24 protein-coding genes are annotated in these 26,580 nt (G+C 53.4%); 17 read left to right on the forward strand and 7 right to left on the reverse strand.

What is annotated here, in order from left to right:
- Positions 1-122 precede the first annotated feature (122 nt).
- Positions 123-632, forward strand: a complete 510-nt coding sequence (locus tag LGT44_RS09970) for an NUDIX domain-containing protein (protein WP_230330423.1) — start codon at positions 123-125, stop codon at positions 630-632.
- Here LGT44_RS09970 and LGT44_RS09975 read toward each other — a convergent pair.
- Positions 629-1,411, reverse strand: coding sequence for an SDR family NAD(P)-dependent oxidoreductase (locus LGT44_RS09975; RefSeq protein WP_230330424.1), 783 nt, complete (start codon positions 1,409-1,411; stop codon positions 629-631). The genes LGT44_RS09970 and LGT44_RS09975 overlap by 4 nt on opposite strands.
- Before the next feature lie 185 nt (positions 1,412-1,596).
- Here LGT44_RS09975 and LGT44_RS09980 point away from each other — a divergent pair, with 185 nt between their 5' ends.
- From LGT44_RS09980 to LGT44_RS10025, 10 genes are all read left to right on the forward strand, one after another.
- The gene (locus LGT44_RS09980; protein WP_225690930.1) at positions 1,597-1,950 is read left to right on the forward strand and encodes an ArsR/SmtB family transcription factor; all 354 of its coding nucleotides are present in this window, start codon (positions 1,597-1,599) and stop codon (positions 1,948-1,950) included.
- A 2-nt stretch (positions 1,951-1,952) separates the two neighbouring features.
- Positions 1,953-2,456 (forward strand): DUF3087 domain-containing protein, encoded by a 504-nt coding sequence (locus LGT44_RS09985; protein WP_230330425.1) that lies wholly within the window; start codon positions 1,953-1,955, stop codon positions 2,454-2,456.
- A gap of 123 nt (positions 2,457-2,579) precedes the next feature.
- The gene (gene thrC / locus LGT44_RS09990) at positions 2,580-3,983 is read left to right on the forward strand and encodes a threonine synthase (protein WP_225690970.1); all 1,404 of its coding nucleotides are present in this window, start codon (positions 2,580-2,582) and stop codon (positions 3,981-3,983) included.
- Positions 3,984-4,125: 142 nt separating this feature from the next.
- Positions 4,126-5,400, forward strand: a complete 1,275-nt coding sequence (locus tag LGT44_RS09995) for a sensor domain-containing diguanylate cyclase (protein ID WP_230330426.1) — start codon at positions 4,126-4,128, stop codon at positions 5,398-5,400.
- 99 nt (positions 5,401-5,499) lie between these two features.
- Entirely contained in the window at positions 5,500-5,982 is a 483-nt protein-coding gene (locus tag LGT44_RS10000) for a DUF2947 domain-containing protein (protein ID WP_145470032.1), read from the forward strand.
- A 167-nt stretch (positions 5,983-6,149) separates the two neighbouring features.
- Positions 6,150-6,614 (forward strand): bacterioferritin, encoded by a 465-nt coding sequence (gene bfr / locus LGT44_RS10005; protein WP_145470033.1) that lies wholly within the window; start codon positions 6,150-6,152, stop codon positions 6,612-6,614.
- A 13-nt stretch (positions 6,615-6,627) separates the two neighbouring features.
- On the forward strand, positions 6,628-7,098 hold the full coding sequence (gene bfr, locus LGT44_RS10010) for a bacterioferritin (RefSeq protein ID WP_145470034.1): 471 nt from the start codon (positions 6,628-6,630) through the stop codon (positions 7,096-7,098).
- Positions 7,099-7,327: 229 nt separating this feature from the next.
- Complete coding sequence (locus LGT44_RS10015) at positions 7,328-8,356, forward strand: ATP-dependent zinc protease family protein (RefSeq protein ID WP_230330427.1); 1,029 nt, start codon at positions 7,328-7,330, stop codon at positions 8,354-8,356.
- Between the two features lie 17 nt (positions 8,357-8,373).
- Positions 8,374-9,918, forward strand: coding sequence for an inactive transglutaminase family protein (locus tag LGT44_RS10020; RefSeq protein WP_145470036.1), 1,545 nt, complete (start codon positions 8,374-8,376; stop codon positions 9,916-9,918).
- A 1-nt stretch (position 9,919) separates the two neighbouring features.
- Positions 9,920-10,909 (forward strand): alpha-L-glutamate ligase-like protein, encoded by a 990-nt coding sequence (locus LGT44_RS10025; protein ID WP_225690925.1) that lies wholly within the window; start codon positions 9,920-9,922, stop codon positions 10,907-10,909.
- A 60-nt stretch (positions 10,910-10,969) separates the two neighbouring features.
- Here LGT44_RS10025 and LGT44_RS10030 read toward each other — a convergent pair whose 3' ends face one another.
- On the reverse strand, positions 10,970-11,797 hold the full coding sequence (locus LGT44_RS10030; protein WP_230330428.1) for an HDOD domain-containing protein: 828 nt from the start codon (positions 11,795-11,797) through the stop codon (positions 10,970-10,972).
- Between the two features lie 225 nt (positions 11,798-12,022).
- Here LGT44_RS10030 and LGT44_RS10035 point away from each other — a divergent pair, with 225 nt between their 5' ends.
- Entirely contained in the window at positions 12,023-12,907 is an 885-nt protein-coding gene (locus LGT44_RS10035) for an NAD(P)-dependent oxidoreductase (protein WP_230330429.1), read from the forward strand.
- Positions 12,904-13,698 (forward strand): hydroxypyruvate isomerase family protein, encoded by a 795-nt coding sequence (locus tag LGT44_RS10040; RefSeq protein ID WP_230330430.1) that lies wholly within the window; start codon positions 12,904-12,906, stop codon positions 13,696-13,698. The genes LGT44_RS10035 and LGT44_RS10040 overlap by 4 nt, the downstream gene beginning before the upstream one ends.
- Before the next feature lie 22 nt (positions 13,699-13,720).
- Here LGT44_RS10040 and LGT44_RS10045 read toward each other — a convergent pair whose 3' ends face one another.
- Both LGT44_RS10045 and LGT44_RS10050 read right to left on the reverse strand, forming a co-directional pair.
- Positions 13,721-14,359 carry a DUF1289 domain-containing protein gene (locus tag LGT44_RS10045; RefSeq protein WP_230330431.1) on the reverse strand — a complete coding sequence of 213 codons (639 nt, stop codon included), beginning with the start codon at positions 14,357-14,359 and terminating at the stop codon, positions 13,721-13,723.
- A gap of 166 nt (positions 14,360-14,525) precedes the next feature.
- On the reverse strand, positions 14,526-14,735 hold the full coding sequence (locus LGT44_RS10050; RefSeq protein WP_145470041.1) for a cold-shock protein: 210 nt from the start codon (positions 14,733-14,735) through the stop codon (positions 14,526-14,528).
- 317 nt (positions 14,736-15,052) lie between these two features.
- Here LGT44_RS10050 and LGT44_RS10055 point away from each other — a divergent pair, with 317 nt between their 5' ends.
- Positions 15,053-15,961 carry a class I SAM-dependent methyltransferase gene (locus LGT44_RS10055; protein ID WP_230330432.1) on the forward strand — a complete coding sequence of 303 codons (909 nt, stop codon included), beginning with the start codon at positions 15,053-15,055 and terminating at the stop codon, positions 15,959-15,961.
- 19 nt (positions 15,962-15,980) lie between these two features.
- On the opposite strand, the gene gloA is transcribed toward LGT44_RS10055, so the two are convergent.
- The 3 genes from gloA to LGT44_RS10070 are packed head-to-tail and all read right to left on the reverse strand — an operon-like array spanning position 15,981 to position 18,319.
- On the reverse strand, positions 15,981-16,382 hold the full coding sequence (gene gloA / locus LGT44_RS10060; RefSeq protein WP_145470043.1) for a lactoylglutathione lyase: 402 nt from the start codon (positions 16,380-16,382) through the stop codon (positions 15,981-15,983).
- Positions 16,383-16,391: 9 nt separating this feature from the next.
- Positions 16,392-17,027: an endonuclease III gene (gene nth / locus LGT44_RS10065; RefSeq protein ID WP_145470044.1), complete on the reverse strand. Its 636-nt coding sequence runs from the start codon at positions 17,025-17,027 to the stop codon at positions 16,392-16,394.
- A gap of 50 nt (positions 17,028-17,077) precedes the next feature.
- Positions 17,078-18,319, reverse strand: coding sequence for a GGDEF domain-containing protein (locus LGT44_RS10070; protein ID WP_230330433.1), 1,242 nt, complete (start codon positions 18,317-18,319; stop codon positions 17,078-17,080).
- Between the two features lie 115 nt (positions 18,320-18,434).
- Here LGT44_RS10070 and LGT44_RS10075 point away from each other — a divergent pair, with 115 nt between their 5' ends.
- From LGT44_RS10075 to pbpC, 3 genes are all read left to right on the forward strand, one after another.
- A complete protein-coding gene (locus LGT44_RS10075; protein WP_230330434.1) occupies positions 18,435-18,827 on the forward strand; it encodes a thioesterase family protein in 393 nt (130 codons plus the stop codon).
- A gap of 180 nt (positions 18,828-19,007) precedes the next feature.
- Positions 19,008-24,038 carry an alpha-2-macroglobulin family protein gene (locus tag LGT44_RS10080; protein WP_230330435.1) on the forward strand — a complete coding sequence of 1,677 codons (5,031 nt, stop codon included), beginning with the start codon at positions 19,008-19,010 and terminating at the stop codon, positions 24,036-24,038.
- 40 nt (positions 24,039-24,078) lie between these two features.
- Positions 24,079-26,496, forward strand: a complete 2,418-nt coding sequence (pbpC, locus tag LGT44_RS10085; RefSeq protein WP_230330436.1) for a penicillin-binding protein 1C — start codon at positions 24,079-24,081, stop codon at positions 26,494-26,496.
- The last annotated feature ends 84 nt before the right edge of the window (positions 26,497-26,580 follow it).

Here is a 26,580-nt window from a genome sequence, read left to right on the forward strand (position 1 = left end):
GTTGCTGTCAGGTTTAAGCAGTTATAACTGGGGAAACGTGGGATGTGCGTGGCGCCGGTTTTGCTGCGTTTCGTTTCAGCATTTCATCGCAGCGTTACATTGATGTTTCAGGAGAAAACAGAATGCCGGAATTTCGTTATTGCCCGCATTGTGCGGCTGAGTTGCAACCCGGGAAGGTGGATCAGCGACGGGTCTGCGTGCGGATTGGCTGTGGGTTTATCCACTGGAATAACCCGGTTCCGGTGGTTGCGGCAATTGTTCTGCACCGTCCGCAGCCAGAGACGCAAGAGCATGTACTGCTGGTGAATAATGTCGGTTGGCCGGAGGGGATGCTGGCGCTGGTCAGTGGTTTTGTGGAGTCTGGTGAAACGCCGGAGCAGGGTATTGTGCGCGAGATTAAAGAAGAGTTGGGGCTCAGCAGTACCGCCGTTCGTTTTCTGGGTCATTACCCCTTCGCTCAGGCCAACCAGCTGTTGCTGGTGTATGAGGTGCACGCCGAAGGGGAAATCGTGATGGATACCAGCGAGCTGGCTGCCTATAAGCACATTGCGATTAATAAGCTGAAGGCCTGGCCCATAGGCACAGGCCCTGCCGTTCAGGCATGGCTGGATCAGCAGAACAGCAACGCTTAGCGCGTTGCCGCTTCGCCGAAAATGGCCTGCAGCTGTCGCGGAATAAAGCGGATGCCAAACACCGAGGCTTTATACAGCAGCCCGGGGACAACGCTGGCCCTGCCTTTTATCACGCCTTTCAGACCGGCGCGTGCGACTGAATCGCTGCTCATAATGGCGAGGGTGCGCAGGCCTTCAATCTTCTGTCCGGATACATCCATAAACTCGGTGGCCGTACCGCCGGGGCAGAGAGCGCTGATGTGAATTTTGTGCGGGCGCAGTTCCCGCGCCAGCGATTCGGCAAAGTTGAGTACATAGGCTTTGCTGCCGGCGTAGCTGGCAAACTGCGGGCCGGGTAAGAAGCCGAGCAGGGATGACACCAGCAGAATATGGCCGCCGCCGCGTTGTTTCATATCGGCGGCGTACAGCCAGGTCAGCTCGGTCAGGGTGGTGACCATCAGCTGAATCATCTGGCTGTGAACCGGCATCGGCACGTCCAGCAGATAGCCATGCTGGGCAAAACCGGCGTTATTAATCAGCAGGTCGACGGGCAGCTGCAGTGTCTGGGTTTTATTAAACAGCTCTGTGGCCGAGCCGGGTTGAGCCAGATCCTGGCTGATCACCTGCACGCGGATGCCGGCGCTGTGCTCCAGCTCCTGTTTTAACGCCAGTAATTTGTCTTCGCGTCGTGCCACCAGAATCAGATGGCAACCGGCGGCGGCCAGCTGGCGGGCAAAGGATTCGCCAATGCCACTGGAGGCACCGGTAATCAGAGCGGTTTTGTTATGGAAGGTGCGCATGGCAGAACTCCGTTGGCTGATACGGTTATTTTTGTTTTGCGGCTGTTTATAGTTTGACGATTGTCGAACTGACCGGATGCTAAGAAACAGTTTGATCATTGTCAAAGTGTTATCCTGCCATCGTGTTAAAACGACGGAGGCTGAAGTACACTGCCGCCCACTTTCCGGATGTTCACAGTGAATCTATGTGCCGACTGACCGATAAAGGGGTGAACCTGCTGGCCGATGCCTTTAAAGCACTGGCTCATCCCAACCGTTTGCAGATGTACCTGGAAGTTGTGCGTCATCATCAGGCGGAACAGCCCTTAACAGAGCACAGCCGCACGGGCTTACCGGCCCCGGTAGCTGGCTGTGGTGTCGCCGACTTTATCAGCAAACTCAGCATTGGCGCGCCGACCGTCTCTCATCATGTAAAAGCGCTGGTGGATGCAGGACTGATCCGGGTCGAAAAACAGGGCAAATATGTGTCCTGCTTTTTAAACGAAGATTTATACCGCGAGCTGGGCGATTTCTTTCGTCCGCTGTCGTCGCAGGAGTAAGCATGAAACTTGAGAATATTGATAAGGCCCGCTTTAAAAAACATCTGAACCGTTTTCAGGCGGCACTGGTCGCGACGCTGCTGGTTCTGTCGCTGGGGTTTTCAACGTTATATATCGCCCTGTGGGGCGGTGCAGAGTCCAATTTCTGGCTCAATGCGGCGGGTGTGGCAACCGCCGCCATCGTGATTGCGGTGCTGATTAACCGCTTTAAAGATCATCCGGCACTGACTGAAGTGATGTACGTCTGGCGCCTGAAGCAGGCGCTGAACCGGATTTACCGGGCCAGTGCAAAGCTGAATGCGGCGCTGGAGGCTGATAACCCGCTGGCGGTGACCATCCAGTACTATTTCCTGCACGGTTCAAAGCATCTGCACCAGCTGGAAGACAACACGCTGACCATGGATGAACTGAACACTCAGATTGCCCAGCTGGAGAAGCAGATTGAGCGACTGGGACTGACGCCGAGCGTGGATGATTACCGCCCGGAGCTGCTTGAGCAGCTGTAGCCGGCCGTTGTCGGTAAACAGGCCGCAGGCAAGATGCAGCGGCGGCCTTAACCATGTAAACTACGCGCATTTTTTACACACCCCTTTTCATACCTTTGGAAGACACGCAGGCTTTCGCCCATGATGAAATACATTTCTACCCGCGGTAATGCGCCGGAACTGACCTTTGAAGACGTACTGCTGACCGGCCTGGCCACCGACGGCGGCTTATATGTGCCGAAAGACGTACCGCAATTCTCCCTCGAAGAGATCGAATCCTGGCGTGACCTGCCGTACACCGAACTGGCACACAAGGTGATTTACCCGTTCGTGGAAGGCTGTGTGGATTCCGCCGCATTACAGAAAATGCTGAATGAGGTGTATTCAGGCTTCGGTCATAAAGCGGTTGCTCCGCTGCAGCAGATTGACCACAACGAATACGTACTGGAACTGTTCCACGGCCCGACGCTGGCATTCAAAGACTTTGCTCTGCAATTGCTGGGTCGCCTGCTGGATTACGTGCTGGAACGCCGCCACGAGAAAGTGGTGATCATGGGGGCCACCTCTGGCGATACCGGTTCTGCTGCGATTGAAGGCACCAAAGCCTGTCGTAACGTCGACATCTTTATTCTGCACCCGCACGGCAAGGTGTCTGAAGTTCAGCGTCGCCAGATGACCACGGTTAAAGGTGACAACATCTTCAATATCGCCATCGAAGGTAACTTCGATCAGGCGCAGGACATGGTTAAAGCCAGCTTTGGCGACCAGCAGTTCCTGCGTGGTGAGCGCAAACTGGTAGCCGTAAACAGCATCAACTGGGCGCGCATCATGGCGCAGATCGTTTACTACTTCTATTCCGCACTGAACCTGGGTGGCCCGCTGCGTCCGATGGCGTATTCCGTTCCAACCGGTAACTTCGGTGATATTTTCGCCGGTTACATGGCGAAGAAAATGGGCCTGCCGGTTGAACAGCTGATCATCGCCACCAACAGCAACGATGTTCTGCATCGTCTGATGAGCAAGAATCAGTACGAAGTACATCCGCTGCAGCACACCATCACGCCGTCGATGGATATCGCGGTATCCAGCAACTTTGAGCGTCTGCTGTTCGATCTGTATGACCGTGACGGTGCCAAACTGGCTGATCTGATGGCACGCATGAACGCCAAAAAAGATGTGGTGTCTCTGGACGAAGATAAGCTGGCCAAAGCCCGTGAACTGTTCGACAGCTATGCAGTCAGTGAAGATATGACTGTCGCCACTATGCAGGAAGTCTTCGGTGAAACCGGATATCTGCTTGATCCGCACACCGCCATCGGCGTGAAAGCTGCGCGCGAGTGCCGTCGTAACCAGAACATTCCGATGATCACTCTGGGAACTGCGCATCCGGTTAAGTTTGAAGAAGCGGTACTGCGTGCCGGTTTCGATATGCCAAAACTGCCGCATCACCTGACCGATCTGATGGAACGTGAAGAGCGCCTGAATGTGCTGCCTGCTGATCTGGCAACGGTACAAAGCTTTATCGCAAAAAACACCTTTAAGGACTGATACCTTAAACGGTGCTGCTGAAGGCCACTCTTGAGTGGCCTTTTTTATGTCTGGCATTCCTGTACAGGGGCACAATTGGTCTATTCTTTGAGACAAAGGTTTGGATTGTCCTGCCGGAAATACCGTCTGAACAGGTATTGATATGAGCCATGAATATGGTCCGGAGCTGCTTGGTTATCTGCAGGCATTCGACCAGCTGAAAGAAGCCATTTACATCGTCAATCCGCAGACGGCGGAAATTGTGGCGGTGAATGATGAAGCTGGCCGCCAGCAGAAGCTAAGCCGGGAGCAGCTGGTGCAGCGTACGGTCTTTGATCAGCAGCGGGATATCCGCGACCTCGCTCACTGGCAGCTGGTCGTACAGGCAATCCGCTCAGACCCTGACTATGTCTTTTCCGGTCGTCATATCCGCGCCGATGGCAGTGAGTTTCCGGTAGAAGTTTCCAGCCATGTGGTGGTTTGGGATGGTACGGAATATCTGTTGTCATCGGTCCGCGATATTACCCAGCGCAAGGCAATCGAGAAAACGCTGCATGATCTTGAGCCGATTATGCAGTTTGTACTCAATGAAGCTTCGGACGGTATCTGGGACTGGGACCTGACCACCAACGACGTGTTTTATGCCCCTCAGCTTAAACGTATGCTGGGTTACGGCCCTTACGAAGTGCAGCACACCCTGTTTACCTGGCAAGACAGTCTGCATCCGGAGGATGCCGAACGTATTCTGGTTGCCACTGAAGAATACGTCTCCGGTAAACAGGATATTTACGATATTGAATACCGTCTGCGAACCCGCAACGGTGACTATATCTGGGTGCATGACCGCGGTTATGTCTGTGCCCGCGATGATAATGGCCGGGCACTGCGGGTGGTGGGCATGGTGCACAATATTGATGAATACAAAAAGCTGGAAGTCCGGTTGCGGGAACTGGCGACCATTGATGAACTGACCGGCCTGCTCAATCGCCGTGCCGGTTATGCGGTCTTTGAACAGCAGTTACAGCTGGCGATCCGGCAACGTACCGTGCTCACGATTGCTTTACTGGATCTGGATACCTTTAAAAACATCAACGACCAGTTTGGACATCAGGTGGGTGACAGGGCACTGCGACTGGCATCTGACACCTTCCGTTCACGGCTGCGGGCGAGTGACACTCTGATGCGCTGGGGAGGCGAGGAGTTTCTGTTGCTGATGCCGGATACCAGTCTTGCGGCTGGTCTGAGTGTGTGTGAAGAGCTGCGCCAGCAACTGGAAAATGCCAGCCTTAAAGCATCCGGCCGTCGTATCCCGCTGACGGTCAGTGCGGGTCTGGCGGCTTGTCCTGAACATGGAAAAAGTATCAAAAATCTGGTGCAGAGTGCCGATAAAGCGCTGTACCGTGCCAAATCGCTGGGCCGTAACCGCATTATTGGCTGAGCCCTGCCGCTCAGTGGTCATGCGATAATTCCCGCGGATCAATTCCGCAGTTGCCGTTGAAAATGTTACCCTTATGGCTCTTTTACGCTGTGAGTCTGTATGAATTACCTTGCCTGGCCGGATTACAAACAAGGCTGGATTTTCCGCCATCGGGAGTTACCCGTGGCTGCAGAAGATCTGGAACATATCAAACCGCTGACTGCCGTGGCAGCCTTGCAGTTCTGGCGCCAGAACATCAGTAAAGAAGCGACCCATGCCAGCCACTTTCTGGGTGATGACTGGCCGGCACGTAATGGCGTCTGGGCAGAGCAGGGCGACTGGCAGACATGCTGGGACAGTGACAGCAATGAATTACCTGAGCTGATTGCTGCGCATTTAAGCTGGGACGACAATACGGTGGTGTATTTCTGCTATCACTCCGAGCATGTGGTGCAGACCAGCTGGAAAATATTCCGCCGTTACTGGAAGAATTTTTTATTCTACGACGACGAACCTTTTCTGTTAGGGAAAAAACGCTCGCAGGTTATACAGTTTCACTCCGATGGCAGCTTCCATATCGGCACCAAACCGGCGGACCACTGAGCTCACAGTGGCCGTCCGTTCGCTTGTTACCAATGCAGGTAATAATCGAAGTCATTTATATTGTCTTCTTACGGCCAGGGCACCTCTGAATCATTCAGTGCCCTAAAGCTTGCGCAGCCCGGCGCTAATTCATAGACTGGTTTATTCAGTTTTTAAGGAGCGCGGCCATGAAGGGTGACGTCAAAGTAAACGAGTATCTGAATCAGATTCTCAGCATCGAACTCACATCGATTAATCAGTATTTTCTCCATGCCCGCATGTTTAAAAACTGGGGTTTTTCTGAGCTGGATGAAAAGGCTTACAAAAAATCCATCAAGGATATGAAACAGGCCGACAAACTGATTGAACGCATTTTATTTCTCGAAGGTCTGCCTAATCTGCAGAAGCTGAATCGTCTGCGCATTGGCGAAAATACCGCCGAAATGTTGCAGTGCGATCTGGATCAGATTGTCGAGCAGCTGGAAGTCCTCAAAGAAGCCATTGCCTATTGTGAATCGGTTAAAGATTACGTTAGCCGCGAACTGCTGGAAGAGATTCAGGAATACGAAGAAGAATACCTCGATTGGCTGGAAACCCAGCAATCTCTGATTGCCCAGGTTGGCATCGAAAATTATCAACAGTCCATGATGTAAGAGGAGGCCGGATATGAAAGGTAACGCACAGGTTATTGCCAAATTAAACGAGTTATTGGCCGGTGAATTAAGCGCCATGGATCAGTATTTTATCCATTCCCGTATGTACGATGACTGGGGACTGAAAAAACTGTACGAGCGCATTGATCACGAGTTCGAAGATGAAAAGGGCCACGCTTCAAAGCTCATTGAGCGCATTCTGTTTCTGGGCGGGACACCTGATATGGTGACCCGGGTGCCGCTGAATATCGGTAAAGACGTACCGGCAATGCTGAAGAGCGATCTTGATCTGGAGTACAAGGTTATCGTCGATCTGCGGGAAGTCATGGCCCTGTGTGAACAGGTTCGGGACTATCAGACCCGTGATATGCTGCAGGTGCTGCTGGATGATACCGAAAACGATCACACTCACTGGCTGGAACAGCAGCTGGGTCTGATCGACAAAATCGGCCTGCCTAACTATCTGCAGTCGCAGATGTCCTGACCGGAACAGCCTGTTGCTCACAAAAAAGCTCCCATCGGGAGCTTTTTTGTTATGTGCCGGTCGAACCCCGCCGTATGCGCCTGATCTGTTGCTGCAGGAGCCCTGGCTCTGAACCGGGGATAAATCAGTATCACTGTAAATAACGCGGTAAAAGGTTGTACCTGTGTTCAGATTCCCCCGCTTTCTGTGGTTAAATGCCGCACGCATTTCTCTGTTGGTGGAGGTTGTTATGCCCCCTCGGGCATCGTTTTTCCTCATAGCTTGTATTGCCCTGATCACTTCGGGTTGTTCTGTCTGGCCAGGCCGGGAACACCGTGAACTGACATTGGCAGACATTGAACAACTGCTGGATCAGAAGATGCCGGTTGCTCAACCGGCGCCTGCTGCTGCGGCCTGTACAGACGTTGCTGCGCTGGATGACAAACTTCGTCGTCAGCGTTTACAGCTGGTCCGTATGAATAAACAACTGCAGGCGCTGACGGCCGCATCGCCGACTTTTTCCGGTGCTGAGTGCCCACCACGGGAAGCTCCGGCGACCCTGATGGATGGCAAAACCATTATTGGTGCCAGCGAATGGATTTACCTGTCTCCGCCAGGCCATCATTATCAGGCGCGAATTGACAGTGGTGCGGCAACTTCATCACTGAGTGCCGTGAATGTTGTGCGTTTTGAACGCAATGGTAAGCGTTGGGTGCGTTTCTGGCTGCAGCACGATGATGAGGCTGAGCCGATTGAGATCGAAGCACCGCTGGTGCGTCATGTGCTGATCCGTCAGGCTTCCAGCGATGAAGTAGACCGCCGGCCGGTGGTCTCCCTGACCGTAAATCTTGGTTCAGCGCTGCAGCAGGATACCGAGTTTACCCTCACTGACCGTTCACAGATGACCTATCCCATTTTGCTGGGCCGTGAGTTTTTACGTGACGTAACCCTGATTGATGTTGGTCGTCGCTTCCTGCACGCCAAATTTGTACCGGATACTGCACCGGTGACAAAAGCGCCTGTACCATCAGCAAAAACGCCAACGGTAACAGCACCGCCTGCTGCTCCGGCCAAAAAATCGCCGCCCGCGGCTACCGCTCCCGCAACAAGCGAACCGGCTGAATTGAAAAAGAAAGCAGCGGAGCCGGATGTTAAAACGCCGATAAAAGCCGTTCCTGAAAACAGTACCTCAGCCCCGGCGGCAGATGCTGTGGATGGCAGCAAGCCGGCCACTGCAGAACCTCCGGTGAACGCTGAACCGGCTCCCAACACACCGTAGCCTGCGATGCTAATATTATGAACATCCGATCCCTGTCATTTTCCCGCGCGCCTTTTTTTCTGCTGGTTGGTTTTTTACTGGTGGTCGGTATCGTACTGACATTGCATCGTCACTGGATGTATGAAGTACCGCTGGTGTATGGCGAAACCCAGACCATCTGGTCGGTGGAAGCCAAGGTCGAATTTAATGCGCATGGCGGGCCGGTCAAAGTATCGATGGCTCGTCCGTCAGCACAGGATGGCTTTACCGTATTAAAAGAAGCCGGTGCATCACCAGGTTATGGTCTGAATTTTATGGACAGTGATGAACCCCGTGCCGAGTGGACCGTGCGTGGTGCCAAAGGGAAACAGGAACTGTTTTATCGTGCCGAAATTCTGGTCAGCCAGATGCAGTCCGGTGCCGATCTGCCGCCACCGGCAATCGATCCGGTCAGCTGGCCGGAGCCTTATGCCAGCGCCGTCAGTGAAGTGCTGGCTGCGGCTTATGCCACCTCGGCCGATAACTACAGCCTGACGCGGGAATTATTAAAGCGTTTCCGTGAAGATGAAACCGCACAGCATATTGAATTACTTCGTACCCACTATGCCGATCAGCTGCCGGAACTGTGGGTAGAAATGTTGCATAAAGCACGTGTGCCGGCATCGGTAGTGTATGGTCTTAACCTGCAGGATGGCCGTCGCCGCCAGAGTCTGACGCCTTTGTTACGGGTGTGGAATGGCAACGACAGCCAGATATTTGAGCTGCCTGGTGAGAAGAGCAGCGCCTCGGTATTGTTGGCTGCTGATACGCCGTTATTATTGTGGGAGCAGCGCGGGGCTCCGGTTCTTGATGTTACCGGCGGTACCGATTCCAGTATCCGTTTCTCAATGCTGAAACGGGAAGAGTCCACTTACGCAAATATTGCTGAAAATCTCTCCAGTCAGCATGATTTCCTGAATTTCTCGATTCACAGTCTGCCGGTGGAAGAGCAGGCGATGTTTAAAACCATTCTGCTGATTCCGATTGGTGCGCTGATCGTCTGTGTTCTGCGTATTATTATTGGTATCCGTACATCGGGTACCTTTATGCCGGTATTGATTGCTCTGGCATTTATTCAGACTTCTCTGGTTACCGGTCTGGTCGGTTTTTTACTGGTGGTTGCCACCGGATTATTTATCCGCGGTTATTTATCCCGTCTGAATTTATTATTGGTGGCGCGGATTACCGCTGTGATTATTACCGTGATTGCCATTATCAGTATTTTCAGTGTTCTGTCTTATAAACTGGGGCTGACTGAAGGTCTGAAAATTACCTTTTTCCCGATGATTATTCTGTCCTGGACCATCGAACGGATGTCGATTCTGTGGGAGGAAGAAGGTGGTCGTGAGGTAATGGTGCAGGGCGGTGGCAGTCTGTTGACTGCTGTGCTGGCTTACTGGGCGATGAGTGACCCCTGGGTGCGGCATTTAACATTCAACTTTATTGGTATTCAGTTTATTGTGCTGGCACTGGTACTGCTGATCGGTTCTTACACCGGCTATCGTCTGTTGGAGCTGAAACGCTTCAAGGCGTTTGGGAACTAACGTGTTTACCTTGCCATGGCGTCTTGAACGGCGCGGAATTCTGGGCATGAACCGGCGTAATATCAGCTATATCAGCCGTTATAACCCACGCCGTTTATATCCTCTGGTTGATAATAAACTGAAGACCAAATTACTGGCACAAAAAGCAGGAATAACCACGCCGGCATTAATCGGCACTATTCAGAGTCAGCACGATGTTTCGTTGCTTGCTGATCTGTTGCGTGATGTTCCGGGTTTTGCCATTAAGCCAGCGAAAGGCAGTGGTGGTAAAGGCATTCTGGTTCTCAGCCGGTATGATGATGAGCAGTACGTCAAAAACAGCGGAACTCTGGTGACCCTGGCGGAATTACAGCGTCACGTATCGAATATTCTGTCTGGCCTGTACAGTCTGGGCGGCAGTCCGGATATTGCCATTATTGAAGAACTGATCGAATTTGATCCCAAGCTTGGTGGTTATTCGTTTGAAGGTGTGCCGGATATTCGTGTGATTGTTTGCCGTGGTTATCCGGTGATGGCGATGATGCGTCTTTCTACCCGCAGTTCTGATGGCAAAGCAAACCTGCATCAGGGAGCGGTTGGTGTCGGATTGGATATTGCTACCGGGCGGCCGTTAAATGCGGTGCAGGATGGTTTAAGTGTCGAGCGTCATCCGGATACCGGACGGGAATTATCAGAACTGGTTATTCCGCAATGGGGACAGTTACTGGAATTGGCCGCACGCTGTTATGAGGAGACGGGTCTGGGGTATCTGGGTACCGATATGGTTCTTGACCGTCGTTACGGCCCGATGTTGCTTGAGTTAAATGCCCGTCCGGGACTGACCATTCAGGTTGCTAACGGTTGTGGTCTGTTACCACGCTTACGCAAAATTGATGCTCTGTCCGATGCTGATATTTTCCGGCCGGCAGCGGAGAGGGTAGAGCTAAGCCGCCAGTGGTTTGCGGCAGATCCGTTGCAGCAGGTGGGTTCAGCTGAATTATCAGAAACATAAAATAAATAAAAAGGCCCAACCGGGCCTTTTTATTTATTGTTTGTTTTGCGCTGACCGCGTTTATTCCAGCAGGCTGTCTAGGCCGGATTCCAGTGAGGTGGTTTTCGCCACATCCGCATAAGCCCGGGTCGTATCCATGCCAATCACTTCGGCAACGGCCAGAGGGAACTGTTCAATAATCTGCTCGTCAGTCCAGTTTTTTTCGTGAGCATCTTTCAGATATTTAGCGATGTAAATTACGCCCGCCAGTTGAGAATAAGGCTGGTCACTGTCGGGATTATGTTGCTGCAGTATGGCTTGCTGCATTTCTTCCGGGAATTTCCAGCGTTTGGCCAGCTCTGCGCCAACATCCGCATAGTTGTAGCCCAGCAGGCTGGTTTCCAGTGTATTGCGTGTTGCGCCCAGCGTTTCAGCATCATCAATGTTTTTGAGTTCATCAGGAATGACCATATGCATCAGCAAGGTGCCGATGGAGTGCAACATGCCGCAGGTAAAGGCAGTTTCCCGGTCGCAATCTTTAACATAGCCGGCAATCCACTTGGATAACGCGCCAATAGCAAAAGAATCACGCCAGAATTTTTTCTGATCAAAGCCTTCCGGTGCCTTGAAAGCACCTGTGACGCCGGAGGCCAGTACCATGGTACGCAGAGTATTAAAGCCGAGCAGCATAATGGCATCGTGGGGATTGGAAACTGTGCGTGACACACCATAATGGGCGGAATTGGCCAGACGCAGAACCTTTGCGGTGAGTGCCTGATCCAGTGCCACTTTATTGCTTATGTCATCAACGTTAACGTCTTCGTCGCGGAAACTTTCAATTAATTCCTGCACGACGCGTGGAATATGGGGCAGTGCCTGGGACTCAGCGAAAATGTTAGCCATGCTCATAGTTATACTTCCTTTGGGTTTCACTGCAATAAAGCATAGGCGAGGAATCCGGAACGGGTAATCTGAGGTGATTCTTTATTGTAATTTTCTGAATCTGTCCTGGTGGGAAAATACTGCTGCTCCGGACAGTAAAAAATGTCACATAAAAGGCGGAAAGCGCCAATAAATCCACATACAGCAACGCTAAGTCTTTGATATTATTGGATGACTTCGGGAGAGCAGGTTATGCAGCAACAACGAATCGGTTTTATTGGCATGGGGTTGATGGGTGTACCCATGAGTCAGCGTTTATTAGCTGCTGGCTATCCGCTTATGGTCTGGAACCGTAATCCTGATAAAACCACTGCTCTGCTTCAGGCGGGAGCGCAGGTTGCAGCTTCTGTTGCTGAGCTTGTGGCAGCAAGCGATGTAGTGATGCTCTGCGTAACCGATACCGCGGCGGTTGAATCTGTTGTTTTCGCGGCTGATGGTATTGCAGCTCATGGTCGTACCGGCCAGGTGCTGATTGATTTCTCCAGTATTGACCCGGCGGCGACCCGGCAGATGGCCGAGCGTCTGGAGGCGGCCTGCGGCATGCGCTGGATTGATGCGCCGGTTTCCGGTGGCGTGGCCGGGGCGGAACAGGGCACTCTGGCGATTATGGCCGGTGGTGACGAAACGCTGATAGACATGCTGCGCCCGTTGCTGGCACCGCTATCGCAGCGGGTTACCCATATGGGGCCTGTGGGAGCGGGTCAGGTGACCAAGATCTGTAATCAGATGCTGGTAAGCTGCAATGTACTGGTCATGGCTGAAGTGATGGCGCTGGCGGAAAAATCCGGCGTCGATGCGGCACAGATTCCGGCGGCTCTTAAAGGCGGATTTGCCGATTCAGTGCCTCTGCAGCTGACCGGCCCGCGTATGGCAGAACGCGATTTTGACCCTGTGAAGTGGCACGTAAAGACGCTGTTAAAAGATCTGGATATGGCCAATGATCTGGCCAGAATAATGAAAAGTGCCATTCCAATGGCCGGACTGGGTGCAGAGCTGATGCGTCTGCACGCAAGCCAGGGTAACGCAGAAAAGGATCCCTGCACTCTGGTGACTATGTATACGGAGAAACAAGGGTGAAACTCACCGCAAATCTGTCCCTGATGTACACTGAGCTGCCATTTTTGCAGCGTTTTGCCGCAGCGCACCATGATGGCTTCGGGGCGGTGGAAATCCAGTTTCCTTACGACACACCGATAGAACACATTCAGCAGGCGCTGAGCGAAAATAATCTGCGCTGCATCCTGATTAATGTACCGGCCGGCGATTTAATGGAAGGCGGTGAGGGGCTGGCTGCTGTACCAGGAAAAACCGCCGAATACGCAGCCGCGATGGTTGAATGCCTGTACTATGCGCGGGCATTAAAAGTCTCGTGTGTGAATGTTTTGCCGGGGCGTTGTAACGACGAAAATAAACGGGTTTTTTACCTCGATACATTTAAAAAGAATCTGCTGAAAACCGCTGAAAGCCTGGCGCCTTTTGGTATCACCACCACCTTTGAAGCAATCAATACCCGCGATATGCCGGGCTTTCTGATTTCATCGGGCCAGCAGATGCTGGATATTATCGCCGAGTTGAATCATCCGGCGATTAAAGCGCAATTTGATATTTATCATATGGCGCTGATGGGGCATAACGTCTGCGATTTTATTAATCTGCATGCGGCGAAAATTGGTCATATTCAGTTTGCCGATATCCCGAAACGCGGCGAGCCAGGCAGTGGCACGCTGGATTTTCCTGCTATTTTCCGCTGTATCGAAACCTCGGGTTATAAAGGCTGGGTTGGCGCTGAATATAAGCCAACACGGGCAACCTCGATGACCATGCAGTGGAAGCGTGATCTGGCGGTGAATGTCGCCCTTTGTTCATAGATAGCTGACAGAATGAGCTGACTCAGCTGAACATATCCAGCTGAGAATCATCAGCTTTGCGCGTTCTGGTCTGTGACCGGGCGCGTGGTTTCTTCTCTTCTTTCTCTTCTTTCTCTTCTTTGCTGTCTTGAGCCGTGATTGTCTGTTGCAGTGCAGCGTTCTCTGTTGCGCTGCTGGCAGGCGTGTCTGTGTCAGTACTTATGGGCTCTTCGAACAGGCTGACATTCACGTCATGCTCACGCTTTTCGGCTTCGGCTTCGGCTTCGGAAGGATGGCTTTCGGTAGTAGCCCTGTGTTCCGGTTCAGCAATGCTTGCGCGGATGTCGGTGTCCGGACTGGCAGTATCTGCTGGTGCAACAGGCATATCCTGCTGCGGGGCAAACATATCCAGCTGCGGTATGACAATTTCTTCTTCGTTGCTGGCAGCGCTTTGTTGTTTGGCGCTGAGCACCTTAAGGCGGCGCTTTTCACACAGATTCACCACCAGTTGCTTCTGGAAGGTCGTGAACTGGTTCCAGTAGAGACGTTCGTCGCGGCTGCGGAAGCAGCCTTTGCAGTAGCCGCGGTTGTTCAGTTCGCAGATACGGCGGCAAGGACTGGGAATGTCAAAGAGTTCGCCCTGATCAATCATCGGAGTAACAATCAGCTGATAATGACCCAAGATTAACAGGTTCTGCGCCGCAGGAAAGCGTTGGGCAGGCCAATTCTGTACCGTGAGCGGCAGGAAAACAGGGGAGGCAGAAATGAAACAGCCCACAGACACCGGAGTGCATGTGGGCTGCCAGAAGATGCTTGATCTGACCCGAAAGTCAGATCAGGCGAAAGGCTTACAGAGGAGTTACGTTTTCCGCCTGTGGGCCTTTCTGACCTTGAGTAACTTCCATAGTTACTTTCTGGCCTTCTTGCAGAGTCTTACGACCACCGCCGTTGATAGCACTGAAATGTACGAATACATCTTTGCCAGATTCCTGCTCGATGAAGCCGAAACCTTTTTCGTCATTGAACCACTTGACGGTGCCTTGAACTAAATTTGCCATGCTTTATTTCCTGAGTAATGCGCCAATCAACGATCGGCCTTGCTATATCTTCTGGCATTTTCATCGATACTGGCCGGCGAACCGGGAAGACAATCAATAAATGCCGCTATCGACCAGTATCTTGCATATCTTACGAATATGGAGCACTCGCCAACACACCTGCACACCTGCACAGGCGCGATTATAGTATCTTACTTATTCCCCCTTACCAAGCCTTAGCAAGGCAGTTTGGCAACTATTTGCAACTGTCTGGCAGTTACAGGCGCAGGTGGCGATCTTTTGCTAAACTTGCGCGCCCAAAATCACAGGAAAGCCCGGTGTTTCAGCATATTCAGTGGCCTGCTGACGATCAGGCACAACGACTTTTCCACGGCCGCGGGCATGCCTGGCCGGGCTTCGAGCACCTTAATATTGACTGGTATGCGCCTCTGGTACTGGTCACCCTGTACGCCGAAGTGGACGAATCCTGGCTGACAGAGCTGCAACAGCAGTTGCTGACGGGTCTTAAGCACTGCCGTCCTGAGCATGCCAGTCAGCTCAGTGTGGTGGTTCAGCACCGCTGTCGTCCTGGCGCACCTTTTACCCTGCTGGCCGGGCTGATGCCGGAACAGCTGGTCATCAACGAAGACGGGCTGGATTACTGGCTGCACCTTAACCGTTCGCAGAACACAGGGCTGTTTCTGGATATGGCCAATGGCCGCCGCTGGGTGCGGGGGCACAGTGATGGGCGGCGGGTACTCAATCTGTTTGCCTATACCTGTGGCTTCTCGCTGGCTGCGCTGGCCGGTGGTGCCAGTAAAGTGGTGAATGTGGATATGAGCCGCGCGGCCTTGAGTCATGGCCGCGAGAATCATCGTCTGAATGACCACGATCTGAGCCGCGTGGTGTTTGAAGGGGTGGATATCTTTAAATCTTTTGGACGGCTGAAAAAGCACGGTCCTTACGATCTGTTGATCTGCGATCCGCCGACCTTTCAGAAAGGCAGTGTTGATATCCGCCGTGACTACGCCAAACTGTTGCGGCGTCTGCCGGAGCTGATGGTCGCCGGTGGCGATTGTCTGCTGTGTCTGAATGCCCCGGATCTGGGCGAAGATTTTCTGCTGGCAGAAGTGGCTCAGCATGCTCCGCACTGTGTGCTGGTGGAGCGGCTGGCCAACCCGCCGGTCTTTATTGAAGCTCAGGCCGGGCGCGGCTTAAAGGTACTGCATTTCCGCTACCAGTCCTGAGCTATAAAACCGTCTCCGCTCAGAAATTATGGGCGTCGGCGCGTTTCTCTATCAGTTCAATTTTATAGCCGTCCGGATCTTCAACAAAGGCAATCACCGTGGTGCCGCCTTTAACCGGGCCGGCTTCACGCACGACATTGCCACCATTATTACGGATGCGTTCACAGGCTTCGGCGGCGTTATCCACTTCGATGGCGATATGGCCGTAAGCGCTGCCCAGATCGTATTCGCTGGTGCCCCAGTTGTAGGTCAGCTCCAGCACTGCGCCTTCGCTTTCCGGCTGATAACCGATAAAGGCCAGGGTGTACTGGTATTCTTCGTTGTCGTGCTTGCGCAGCAAGGTCATGCCCAGCACTTTGGTGTAAAACTCAATGGCGCGGTCCATATCGCCGACGCGCAGCATGGTGTGTAACAGTCGCATGGGAAGCTCCTAGTCAGATGTCTTTTGTTTGAATTCGCACAGGTCTTCGATGATACAGGCGCCGCATTTGGGTTTGCGCGCCACGCAGACATAGCGGCCATGCAGAATCAGCCAGTGGTGGGCATCAAGCTGAAACTCTTTTGGCACGACCCGCATAAGACGCTGTTCCACCTCATCAACATTTTTGCCCGGCGCAATTTTCGTGCGGTTGGATACGCGGAAAATATGGGTGTCGACGGCAATGGTTGGCTGACCAAAGGCCGTGTTCAGCACAACATTGGCGGTTTTGCGCCCGACACCGGGCAGGGCTTCCAGTGCTTCACGGGTTTGTGGCACTTCACCGCCATGTTGTTCAAGCAGAATCTCGCACAATCTGATGACGTTTTTGGCTTTGCTGTTAAACAGGCCGATGGTCTTGATGTATTGCTTTAAACCTTCTTCCCCCAGCGCGCGAATACTTTCAGGGGTATTGGCTACCGGGTAGAGTTTACGTGTTGCCTTGTTGACGCTGACGTCGGTGGCCTGAGCCGACAGCAGCACGGCAATCAGCAGTTCGAAGGGGGTGCTGTATTCCAGTTCCGTTTCCGGGTGCGGATTTTCGGCCTTCAGGCGGGAAAATATTTCGATGCGTTTTTCTTTATTCATGCAGATAACAGGCAAAAAGAATCAGCGCCTATGATAACGCTGATCCGGTTCTATTTCGCCTTTTCCACCCGGTTGCGGCCATTTTCTTTGGCTTTGTACAGCGCTTTGTCGGCGCGCTTCATTAACTCCTCGATGCTTTCGCCGCTGTTACGCCGCGCGGCACCAAAGCTCATGGTGACATTCAGGGTTTTGCTGTTATTGCTTTGGCCGCGCTGTTTTTTGCCCTGACGCTGGGTCTCCGGGCGTTGCTGACGGTTGCGTACAACCAGCGGATAGCTGGCGATGCGCTCGCGGGTTGCCTCAATAAAAGGCAGGCATTCGCTCAGCTCAGATGACGGAAATATCAGGGTAAATTCTTCGCCGCCATAACGGTAAGCGCGTCCGCCACCGCTGGTTTTATTCAGTTGGGCGGCAACCAGACGCAGTACGTCATCGCCGACATCATGGCCATGGGTATCGTTGAATTGTTTGAAATGATCGATATCCGCCATCACCAGCAGGTAGCGGCCATGGCGATGTTTCAGGTCATTCATCAGGGCCCGGCGACCGGGCAGGCCAGTGAGCTCGTCAATAAAGGCCAGGTGGTGATTGTTGATCAGCAAAGTGGCAAACAATAAAAGCAGCGACAGGCTGCTGACCAGCACAGAAATCTGGCTCGCATCCAGCCGGTAAAATAACCAGCCATGCAATAGCAGAAGCGCCAGCAGGGCCAGTGGTGTATCGCTCTGTTGTGGCAGACGGTTGATAATCAGCGCGGCGCTAAGGGTAAAACTGATCCACGCTGGCAGTGGCAACAGGCCGGCGCTGGCCTGTTCACGGAAGCCAGCCGTCCAGTTCAGGCTGGCGCTATGCCAGTCGCTGACGCTCAGTGCCGCCAGCACCAGAAACTGCAGGCTGAGAATGGCGGGAAATATCATGCCGCCAAGAGAGAACGGCCGCCGTTCGGGTAAATAACGGATCAGCGCCACATTGACTGGCCACAGCAGGCACAGCCAGAAAAATACCCAGTAAGTGTCAGCGTCACTCAGCTGAACCTGTAAGCGTTGCTGTACCAGTGCGTAGGTCACCAGCGTCAGGATGGCCATCTGGCCGATACGGCCCTGATTAAACAGCTGGGTTAATAAAAGCAGCAATACACCTAAGCCATACGGCAGTGCCTGCAGCAGCAGAGCGTAGTCGGCATGCCAGCGAGGCATATAAGGCAGAGAAAACCAGGCTGCCAGCAGAACAATAAACGGCAGGGCTGCCGGACGCAGAGAGCTGAGGTAAGGCAAAGTTAATCTCAAAGTCATTAATAGTAAGACAGACCCTAACTATAGACGTCTGTGCTGGCCGCAATTGCAACATTGTGTTGGAGAATGGCAACGAATCTGCGATAAAACGCCTATTTCCTCCGGAGCAGCCCCTATGCAGATTGGTGACCGTTACGAGCTGGAAGTGGATATTACCGCGACGTATACGGCGCAGGGATTGTGCACAACAATAGAAGACCGTTTTCCTGAGGTACTGGCAACAGTCAAAATGATTGCCCTAATGGAGCTGGCTGCGGCACGGCTGATGACGCCATTATTGGCTGCGGGTGAACTTTCGGTCGGAGTGCATGTGAATGTGACCCATATAGCGCCGACGCCAGTCGGAGCGAGTGTGAAAGTCAGCGCTGAGTATCTGGGCAAACCGGCCGACTTTTACGAATTCGAAGTCCGCCTTGAAGATGCGGCAGGAATAGCCGGGGCGGGCACCCATGGCCGTGCCATCGTAGCCGAAGAGCGCTTGCTGCAAGGAGCTGCACGGCGACGTTAATGTGTGACATAGACCGCTTTTGCGGCAGAATTTTCAGGTGAAGGTGGCTTCCCCCTCGGATATACTTCGCGGCTTATCAATAAAGCGGCTTCTGTCGTTTTCAGGATGGCGGCTCTGCTGTCAGCAGCGAATGCACAATGGACTACAGGCCCGGTTAAGGGTACTTCTAAGGACTACATCATGATCAGCCCACGTCTGGCGCTTGTCGCCATTATTTCCTCCGCTTTATTGCTTGCCGGGTGCAGCGATAACGATTCCGGCAGCTCGTCAGCCAGTTCTGCTCCGGCAGTCAGTGAGCCGTCACTTGATCAGGTAGCCGAGGCTCCGGCGTCGAGCACCATTCCGGCTGAATCCGTCGCTCCGGCAGGGACAAAAGCCCAGGCCGATGCTAAAGCCCCCGGCGAAAAGCTGACAACGGCCGAACTGTACGCTGGCGTACCTTTACAGGTAGCGGATATCAGCGAGCAGAATTATGACGATGGCAGTGCCATAGGAATTACCTTTTCTGTGCCGCTGGATGGCAGCAAAAACTTTCAGGGCTATTTATTGGTTGAACGCGAACTGGATAACAGCAAACGCGAGCCGGTGAATGGTGGTTGGGTGTTATCCGATGATGGCCGTACCGCGTATTTTGAAAGTGTTGAGCCAGACAGCCGCTATTGGGTAACCGTTGATGCCGGTATCCGCGCGATTAATGGTGAAACCCTGCACAAACCCAGCCGTGGTGATGTGAAATTCGGCTCGCTGAGTGCCAGCCTCGCTTTTGCCAGTAATGGCCATTTCTTACCATTAAATCTGCATACCGGTCTGCCGTTGTATGCCTTAAACGTCAGCGAAGCCAATGTGGCTTTTCACCGGGTTAATCCGGACAAACTGGTGCGTCTGGTTAACTGGAAAAACCGTGGCCAGAGCGAAAGTTATTACCGTTTGGATGAATTGCCACAGTTCTCCGATTTAGTGCACGAAGGCCGCTTCACCCTGCCGGCCGAGCGTAACAAACGCCGCCAGATTAATTTACCGCTGCAGGATATTCCGGCGCTGCGTGAACCGGGTGTTTATCTGGCCGTGATGGCCCGTCCCGGACAGTACGATAACCAACTTGCCGTCACCTATTTCATGGTTACCGATATCGGTGTGCATATCCGCAATTACGGCAACGGCTTTGATGTTTATCTGAATACCCTGGGCAGCCCAGAACCGGTCGAAGGCGCGCAGGTTCAGCTGTTAAACAGCAACGGCAGTGTTGCCTTTGAAGCAAGCAGCAGTGCTGCAGGACGTGTCAGCGTACGCCGTAAAATTGATTACGGCCAGGTGCTGGTGGTGCGTAAAGATGAATCCGTCAGTCTGGTAAATTTAAATACTCCGGCGCTCGACCTGTCCGATTTCCGTCTGGCTGATCGTCCGTATAACAGTGCCGAACTCTTTATTTATGCACCGCGCGATATTTACCGTGGCGGCGAGACTGCTACCTTCAGCGCTTTATTGCGTGACGATGATGGTAAGAGTGTTAATTCACGGCCATTAAAAGGCCGCATCATCCGCCCGGATGGTCAGAAAGTAAAAGATATTAACTGGCAGCCGGCTGCCGGTGGTTATTATCAGTATGAATATCCGTTATCGGCCGATGCCCAGACCGGTAACTGGCGTTTAGAAGTTGAAGGCGTGAGTAAAAACCGCGTGGTGTATCAGTTTAAAGTCGAAGACTTTATGCCTGAGCGTCTGAAGCTGACCTTTAATCCGGGGCAAAATACCACCCGTTACTTCACCAGCCGTGAGCGTCTGAATATTCCGGTACTGGGCGAATATTTATACGGTGCTCCAGCGGCCGGTAACCGTTTTGATGCCAGCATCCGTGTATCGTCACTGGCGCATCCTTTTGAACAATGGCCGGATTTCCATTTTGGCAATGTACGTGAAACCGACTGGAATCAGCAGTTTATTGAGAACGGTGCGGTTCTGGATAAAGACGGCAAAATCACTCTGCAAATCGATTCCCGCTGGGACGGTGCCAGATCGCCGCTGGCCGTTACCGTTACCGGCAGCCTGTTCGAATCCGGCGGTCGTCCGGTGGTGCGCCGCCATGTTGCCCGCGTATTGCCAGGCAATGAGCTGGTCGGTATCCGCCCGCTGTTTGGCGACCGTGCGGCACGTAATTCACAGGCCGAATTTGAACTGGTTAAAACCAACGCCAAAGGTGAAAAACTGGCGGCCGATAATCTGCAGGTACGGTTAATAAATCAGAATCGCCGTTACCACTGGCGCTATTCCAGCAACCGCGGCTGGTATGTGGAAACCAGCGAACGTGAATTTAATGAACTGACACTGACACGCAGCATCAGTGCCGGTAATACCGAAAAAGTATCGGTGCCGGTCAGCTTCGGCAGCTATCGTCTGGAAATTACCGATAAAAGCACCGGTTTAATCAGCAGCATGACCTTTGATGCCGGTGAAGACTGGTACTGGTATTGGGAAGATGCTCAGGATGCCGAACAGGGCGCACGCCCGGATAAAGTTGTACTTGCGCTGGATAAAGCTGCTTATGCCGCCGGTGATGTCGCACAACTGAAAATTGTACCGCCAGCGGCCGGTGAAACGCTGGTGCTGATTGAAAGTAATCAGTTGTTGTGGAGTGCCCGGGTTACGACGCCGGCTGAGGGAGCCACGCTGGATATTCCGGTCGATGAATCCTGGAACCGTCACGATATTTATATCAGCGCGCTGCATTTACAGCCGGCCGACAACAAACAGCGTATTACCCCGACCCGTTCCGTGGGGCTGATGCATCTGAAACTGGATCGTGAACCACGCCGGCTGAATATTGCCCTCGATGCCCCGAAAAAGTGGACGCCGAACCAGCGTGTCGTCACCGAAGTGAAGATCAGTGACAGCAATGGCGCAGCGGTAAACAATGCCTGGGTAACCCTGGCGGCGGTGGATGTTGGTGTGCTGTCGATCACCGATTTTAAAACCCCCGACCCTTTTACCTGGTTCTTCAGCCCGCGCCGTTATCTGGTGGATATGTACGACATGTACAGCCATTTAATTGGTCTGAATAACAACCGCATGGCGACTCAGCGTTTTGGTGGTGATGCCCCGGAATTAAGCCGTGGCGGTAAAAAAGCCCGCGCCGAAGTACAGATCGTATCGCTGTTTTCCGGTCAGGTGGCGGTGAAAAATGGCGTTGCCCGCATTCCGCTGCAATTACCCGATTTTAATGGCCGTCTGCGTTTAATGGCGCTGGCCTTTGATGACGAACGTTTCGGCAGTCTGGAACAGGAAGTCACGGTCGCAGCGCCGGTGGTTACACAACTGTCGTTGCCGCGTTTTGTCGCCGTGGGTGATGAAACCAGCGTAGCGCTGGACGTTACCAATTTAAGTGGTGAACAGCAGGCACTGACTCTGCAATTCAGCCTCAGCGGCCCGGCAGTCGTACGTGATAACACACCATTAACCCAGCAGCTGACGCTGGCCGATGGTGAAAAACAAACCCTGTTATTACCTCTGCGTGCAGAATTTCCGGCCGGACAGATTGAAATTGGTCTGCAGTTAACCGGTGCCGGTGATTACTCACTGACCCAGAGCTGGAAACTCAACAGCCGTGCCGCCCATCCGGCGCTGACCAAAAAGAAACAGATGGTGCTGCAGCCGGGCGAACGTCTGGTTCTGGATGGCAGCGAGATGGATGGCTGGATTCCGCAGTCGCTGGAAGCATTGCTCAGTGTGAATAACCGCGTGAATTTAAACCCGCGCAGCCAGCTCGAATATCTGCTGCGCTATCCGTATGGCTGTCTGGAGCAATCGTTAAGCTCCACCTATCCGTGGATTTATGCAACGCCTGACCAGCTTTCCGATCTGGGTCTGAAAAACAGTACCGGCCGTAAGCGTGAAAGCGCGCTGGACAGCGGTATGGATCGTATTGTTAAGCGCCAGATGAATCATGGCGGCTATGGCTTATGGTCAAACCATGATGATTATGAGCAGCACTGGCTGACCGCCTATGCCGGTGATTTCCTCACCGATGCACAGGATGAAGGTGTACGTGTTGATGCCGATGTACTGCGTAAAACCCTGAGCCGTCTGCAGGAATATCTGCGTGGCCGCGGTAATTTCAGCGAACGCTGGAATGATCGTCCGGAACTCTACCGTCAGATTTATCAGAGTTACGCGGCCTATGTTCTGGCGCGGCATAAAAAAGCATCGCTGAGTGATATCCGTCGCCTGGCGGGTGAAGCGCGTCTGGATTTACCGGCCCTGCCATTACTGCACTTGGCACTGGCGGCGAAATTACAGGGCGACCAGCAGCTGTCTGATCAGTTAATGGAAAAGCTGAAAACCGTACAGCGTGAAGAAAATTATTACCTCGGTGATTATGGCTCACGCGTGCGTGATACCGCACAGGTCGTACGCCTGTTACTGCAGTATCGTCAGCAGCAGAGTTTTGCGCTCAGCCGTGCTGAAGCGCTGGCGCGTATGCTGGAGCGCCGTACCTATCTGAGCACCCAGGAACGTAATGCGGTCTTTATGGCGGCGGTGCAGCTGGATCGTGTGCCGGGTGATGAGTGGAGTGGTGAACTGAGCATGGGCAGCGTATTAAAAACCCTGCAGCAGGCCGGTGAATTTAACCTGCTGGAAAGTGGCAGCAGCCTGCGTGATGGCGTAACCCTGAGCAATACCAGCAGCGATCCTTTATTCGCCACTCTGATGTATCAGGGCCACAGCAAACTGGCACCGCCGGCAGAAAGTAATGGTGTGAGTATTCAGCGCCGTTATTTCACCACCGATGGGCAGGCAATTATTCCGGATGACGGTGCACTGCGCATGAAAGTCGGTGAGCTGATGCTGGTGCAGCTGGAAGTAAAAGCCGATAAACGCCGTCCGGATTTATTACTGGTGGATTTATTACCGGCCGGTCTGGAGCTGGAAAATCAGAACTTAAGCGCATCGATCAAGCTGGATGAAATCAATATCGATACTCAGCCGGTGGCCGAATGGCAGCGCCGTTCACGTATTTCTCATCAGGAATACCGTGACGACCGTTATGTCGCCGCTATTGATGCCGATTCTTACAGCACCACCCGGGTATTTTATCTGGTACGGGCGGTAACACCGGGTAATTATCAGGTGCCGGTACCGCTGGTCGAAGATATGTACGACCCGGAAACCCGTGCGCTGGGTACCACGCCGGATATTCTGTTTGTTACTCAGCCCTGATTCTCTGATGTTGAATGTGTAAGTCAGAAGAGTCCTCTGAGTGAGTAATCCTCCTGCCAATCGTGCCGCGTTTAACGCGGCACGTTTTTTCCGCCAGCCACAGAACAGGGCAGCCCGCTTTTTGCTGTGGCTTGTATTTTTTTGTTTGCTGTTAAAAAGTGCCGATTGGTTATGGCCGCTGGCCGTACCCGATCCGCAACGCCAGACAGAAGGCGCGCAGAATGATTTTGCCCAGCTGGTGGTTGATCGCCATGAACGGCCGTTGCGTGCCTTTGCCGACAGCAGTGGTGTCTGGCGCTATCCGGTAGAACTGAACGAAGTATCGCCTTTTTATAAAGACGCATTACTGAATTACGAAGACCGCTGGTTTTATTATCACCCCGGAATAAATCCTTTCGCGCTGCTGCGTGCCGCCTGGCAAAACTGGCGCTGTGGTTGTGTGGTATCCGGTGGTTCGACTATATCCATGCAGGTGGCGCGGCGTTTTCACCCGCATTCCCGTTCCGTTGGCGGCAAGCTGGAGCAGGCACTGCGGGCATTACAGCTGGAATGGCATTACAGCAAAGATGAAATATTCACTCTGTATTTAAATTACGCACCCATGGGCGGTGTGATTGAAGGCGTGGGAGCGGCCAGCCGTTTATATCTGGATAAACCGGCGCTTGGTTTATCGCTGGCCGAGTCGGCATTAATGGCGGTATTACCGCAGGCGCCGTCACGCCTGCGCCCCGACCGCTATCCCCAGCGGGCGTTAAATGCGCGTAATAAAGTGCTGCAGCGGATGCTGGAATTTGGCGTGATTACAGCGACGGATTATCAGCAGGCGCTGCTGGAACCTGTATTGGCCTATCAGCCGCATACGCCGCAGCTGGCACCGTTACTGGCGCGGGAATTACGCCGGCAAAATGCCGATAAAAGCCTGATTAAAACCACGCTGGATGCCGATTTACAGTACGAGATAGAAGATTATCTGGCGCAGGAAATTCAGCGCTTTCCACCCAGTCATTCTGCCGCCATTCTGGTGCTGGATAATGCCAGCCACGAAGTCCGGGCCTATGCCGGATCGGCCGATTTTGCCGACGATTCACGCTTTGGTCATGTCGATATGGTGCAGGCGCAGCGCTCGCCGGGGTCAACCTTAAAACCTTTTATTTATGGCCTGGCGATAGAAGACGGGTTGATTCACTCCGCCAGTTTATTGCGTGATGTGCCGCGCTATTTTACCGATTATCAGCCGGAAAACTTTACCCGCCATTTTTCCGGCCCGGTGTCGGCCACCGAGGCGTTACGGCAGTCGCTTAATTTACCGGTCGTGCAGGTACTGGAAGCCGTTACTCCGGAGCGCTTTGCCGCCGCTCTTGCCAATTCCGGAGCACGCTACCGTATTCCCGGTGACGGTAAAGCCAACCTGAGTATGGCGCTGGGTGGTGGTGGATTATCGCTGGCGCAGCTGGTGCAGCTGTATTCCTCCATCGCTAATCAGGGGCAGGTGTGGCCGCTGCGTTATCTGACGGAAGAGTCACTATCTGCTGCCGGCTCACGCTGGTTATTTTCTGCAGAAACCGCCTGGGTGCTGAATGATATGTTGCGCAGTCCGCGTCCGGACCGTGCGCGCAGTTATGCCCTGCAGGATAACGACCGCAGCATCGCCTGGAAAACCGGCACCAGTTATGGCTTCCGTGATGCCTGGGCGGTGGGTGTGACTCCTGCTTATACCATTGGCGTGTGGTTTGGCCGCCCGGACGGCACGCCATCGCCCGGCCATTATGGTGCGCTCAGTGCGCTGCCGGTGTTGTTCCAGCTATTTGACCGCATCGAACATAAACCTGAGCTGTTGCCGCAGCCAGAGCAGGTCAGTCAGGAAACCATTTGCTGGCCGTTGGGTAAGAGTGCCGCGGAAACACCGGCCGATCAGTGCTTCCAGACCCATAAAGCCTGGCTGGTACGGCGTCAGCTGCCGCCGACCTTGCGCGATGAACGCAGCGATGGTTTATGGCGCAACCCGTTAACCTACTGGACCAGCGAGCGCGGCCTGCTGGTTGATGGCAGTTGTGATGTGCCCGCACGCACAGCGCACCAGCTGGCACTCTGGCCACGGCCGCTGGAACACTGGCTGCCGGCCAGTCAGCGCCTGCGTAACCGTTTACCCGCCGTTGATCCGCGCTGCAGCGAGCCACCGGCGCTGGCGCTGGAGCCACTGCAGATTACCGGTATTCAGGATGGCCTGATTCTGCGCTCCAGCCGTACCCGTGCCGGCGGCAGCGCTGCCTTACCGGAAATCTCGCTGCACGCTCAGGGCGGGCTGGGACAGCGCGACTGGTATGTGAATGGCCTGCACGTTGGCAGCAGTGGCGAGGCCGAAACCCTCAGTTACCGCTTCAGCGTGACCGGTGAACAGGAAGTGGTGGTGATGGATGCCCAGGGCGAGCTTGACCGGCGAACACTGCAGGTAGAATAACCTGACCCTTGTGCTTTCCCGCCGCGTCACACTGTTGGTTTAAGCGGACGCGTGCTATAACGCGCGCGCTTCGTATTTATTTAC

The organism is Thalassolituus alkanivorans (assembly GCF_020447205.1).
Classification (GTDB): Bacteria; Pseudomonadota; Gammaproteobacteria; order Pseudomonadales; family Oceanobacteraceae; genus Venatoribacter; species Venatoribacter alkanivorans.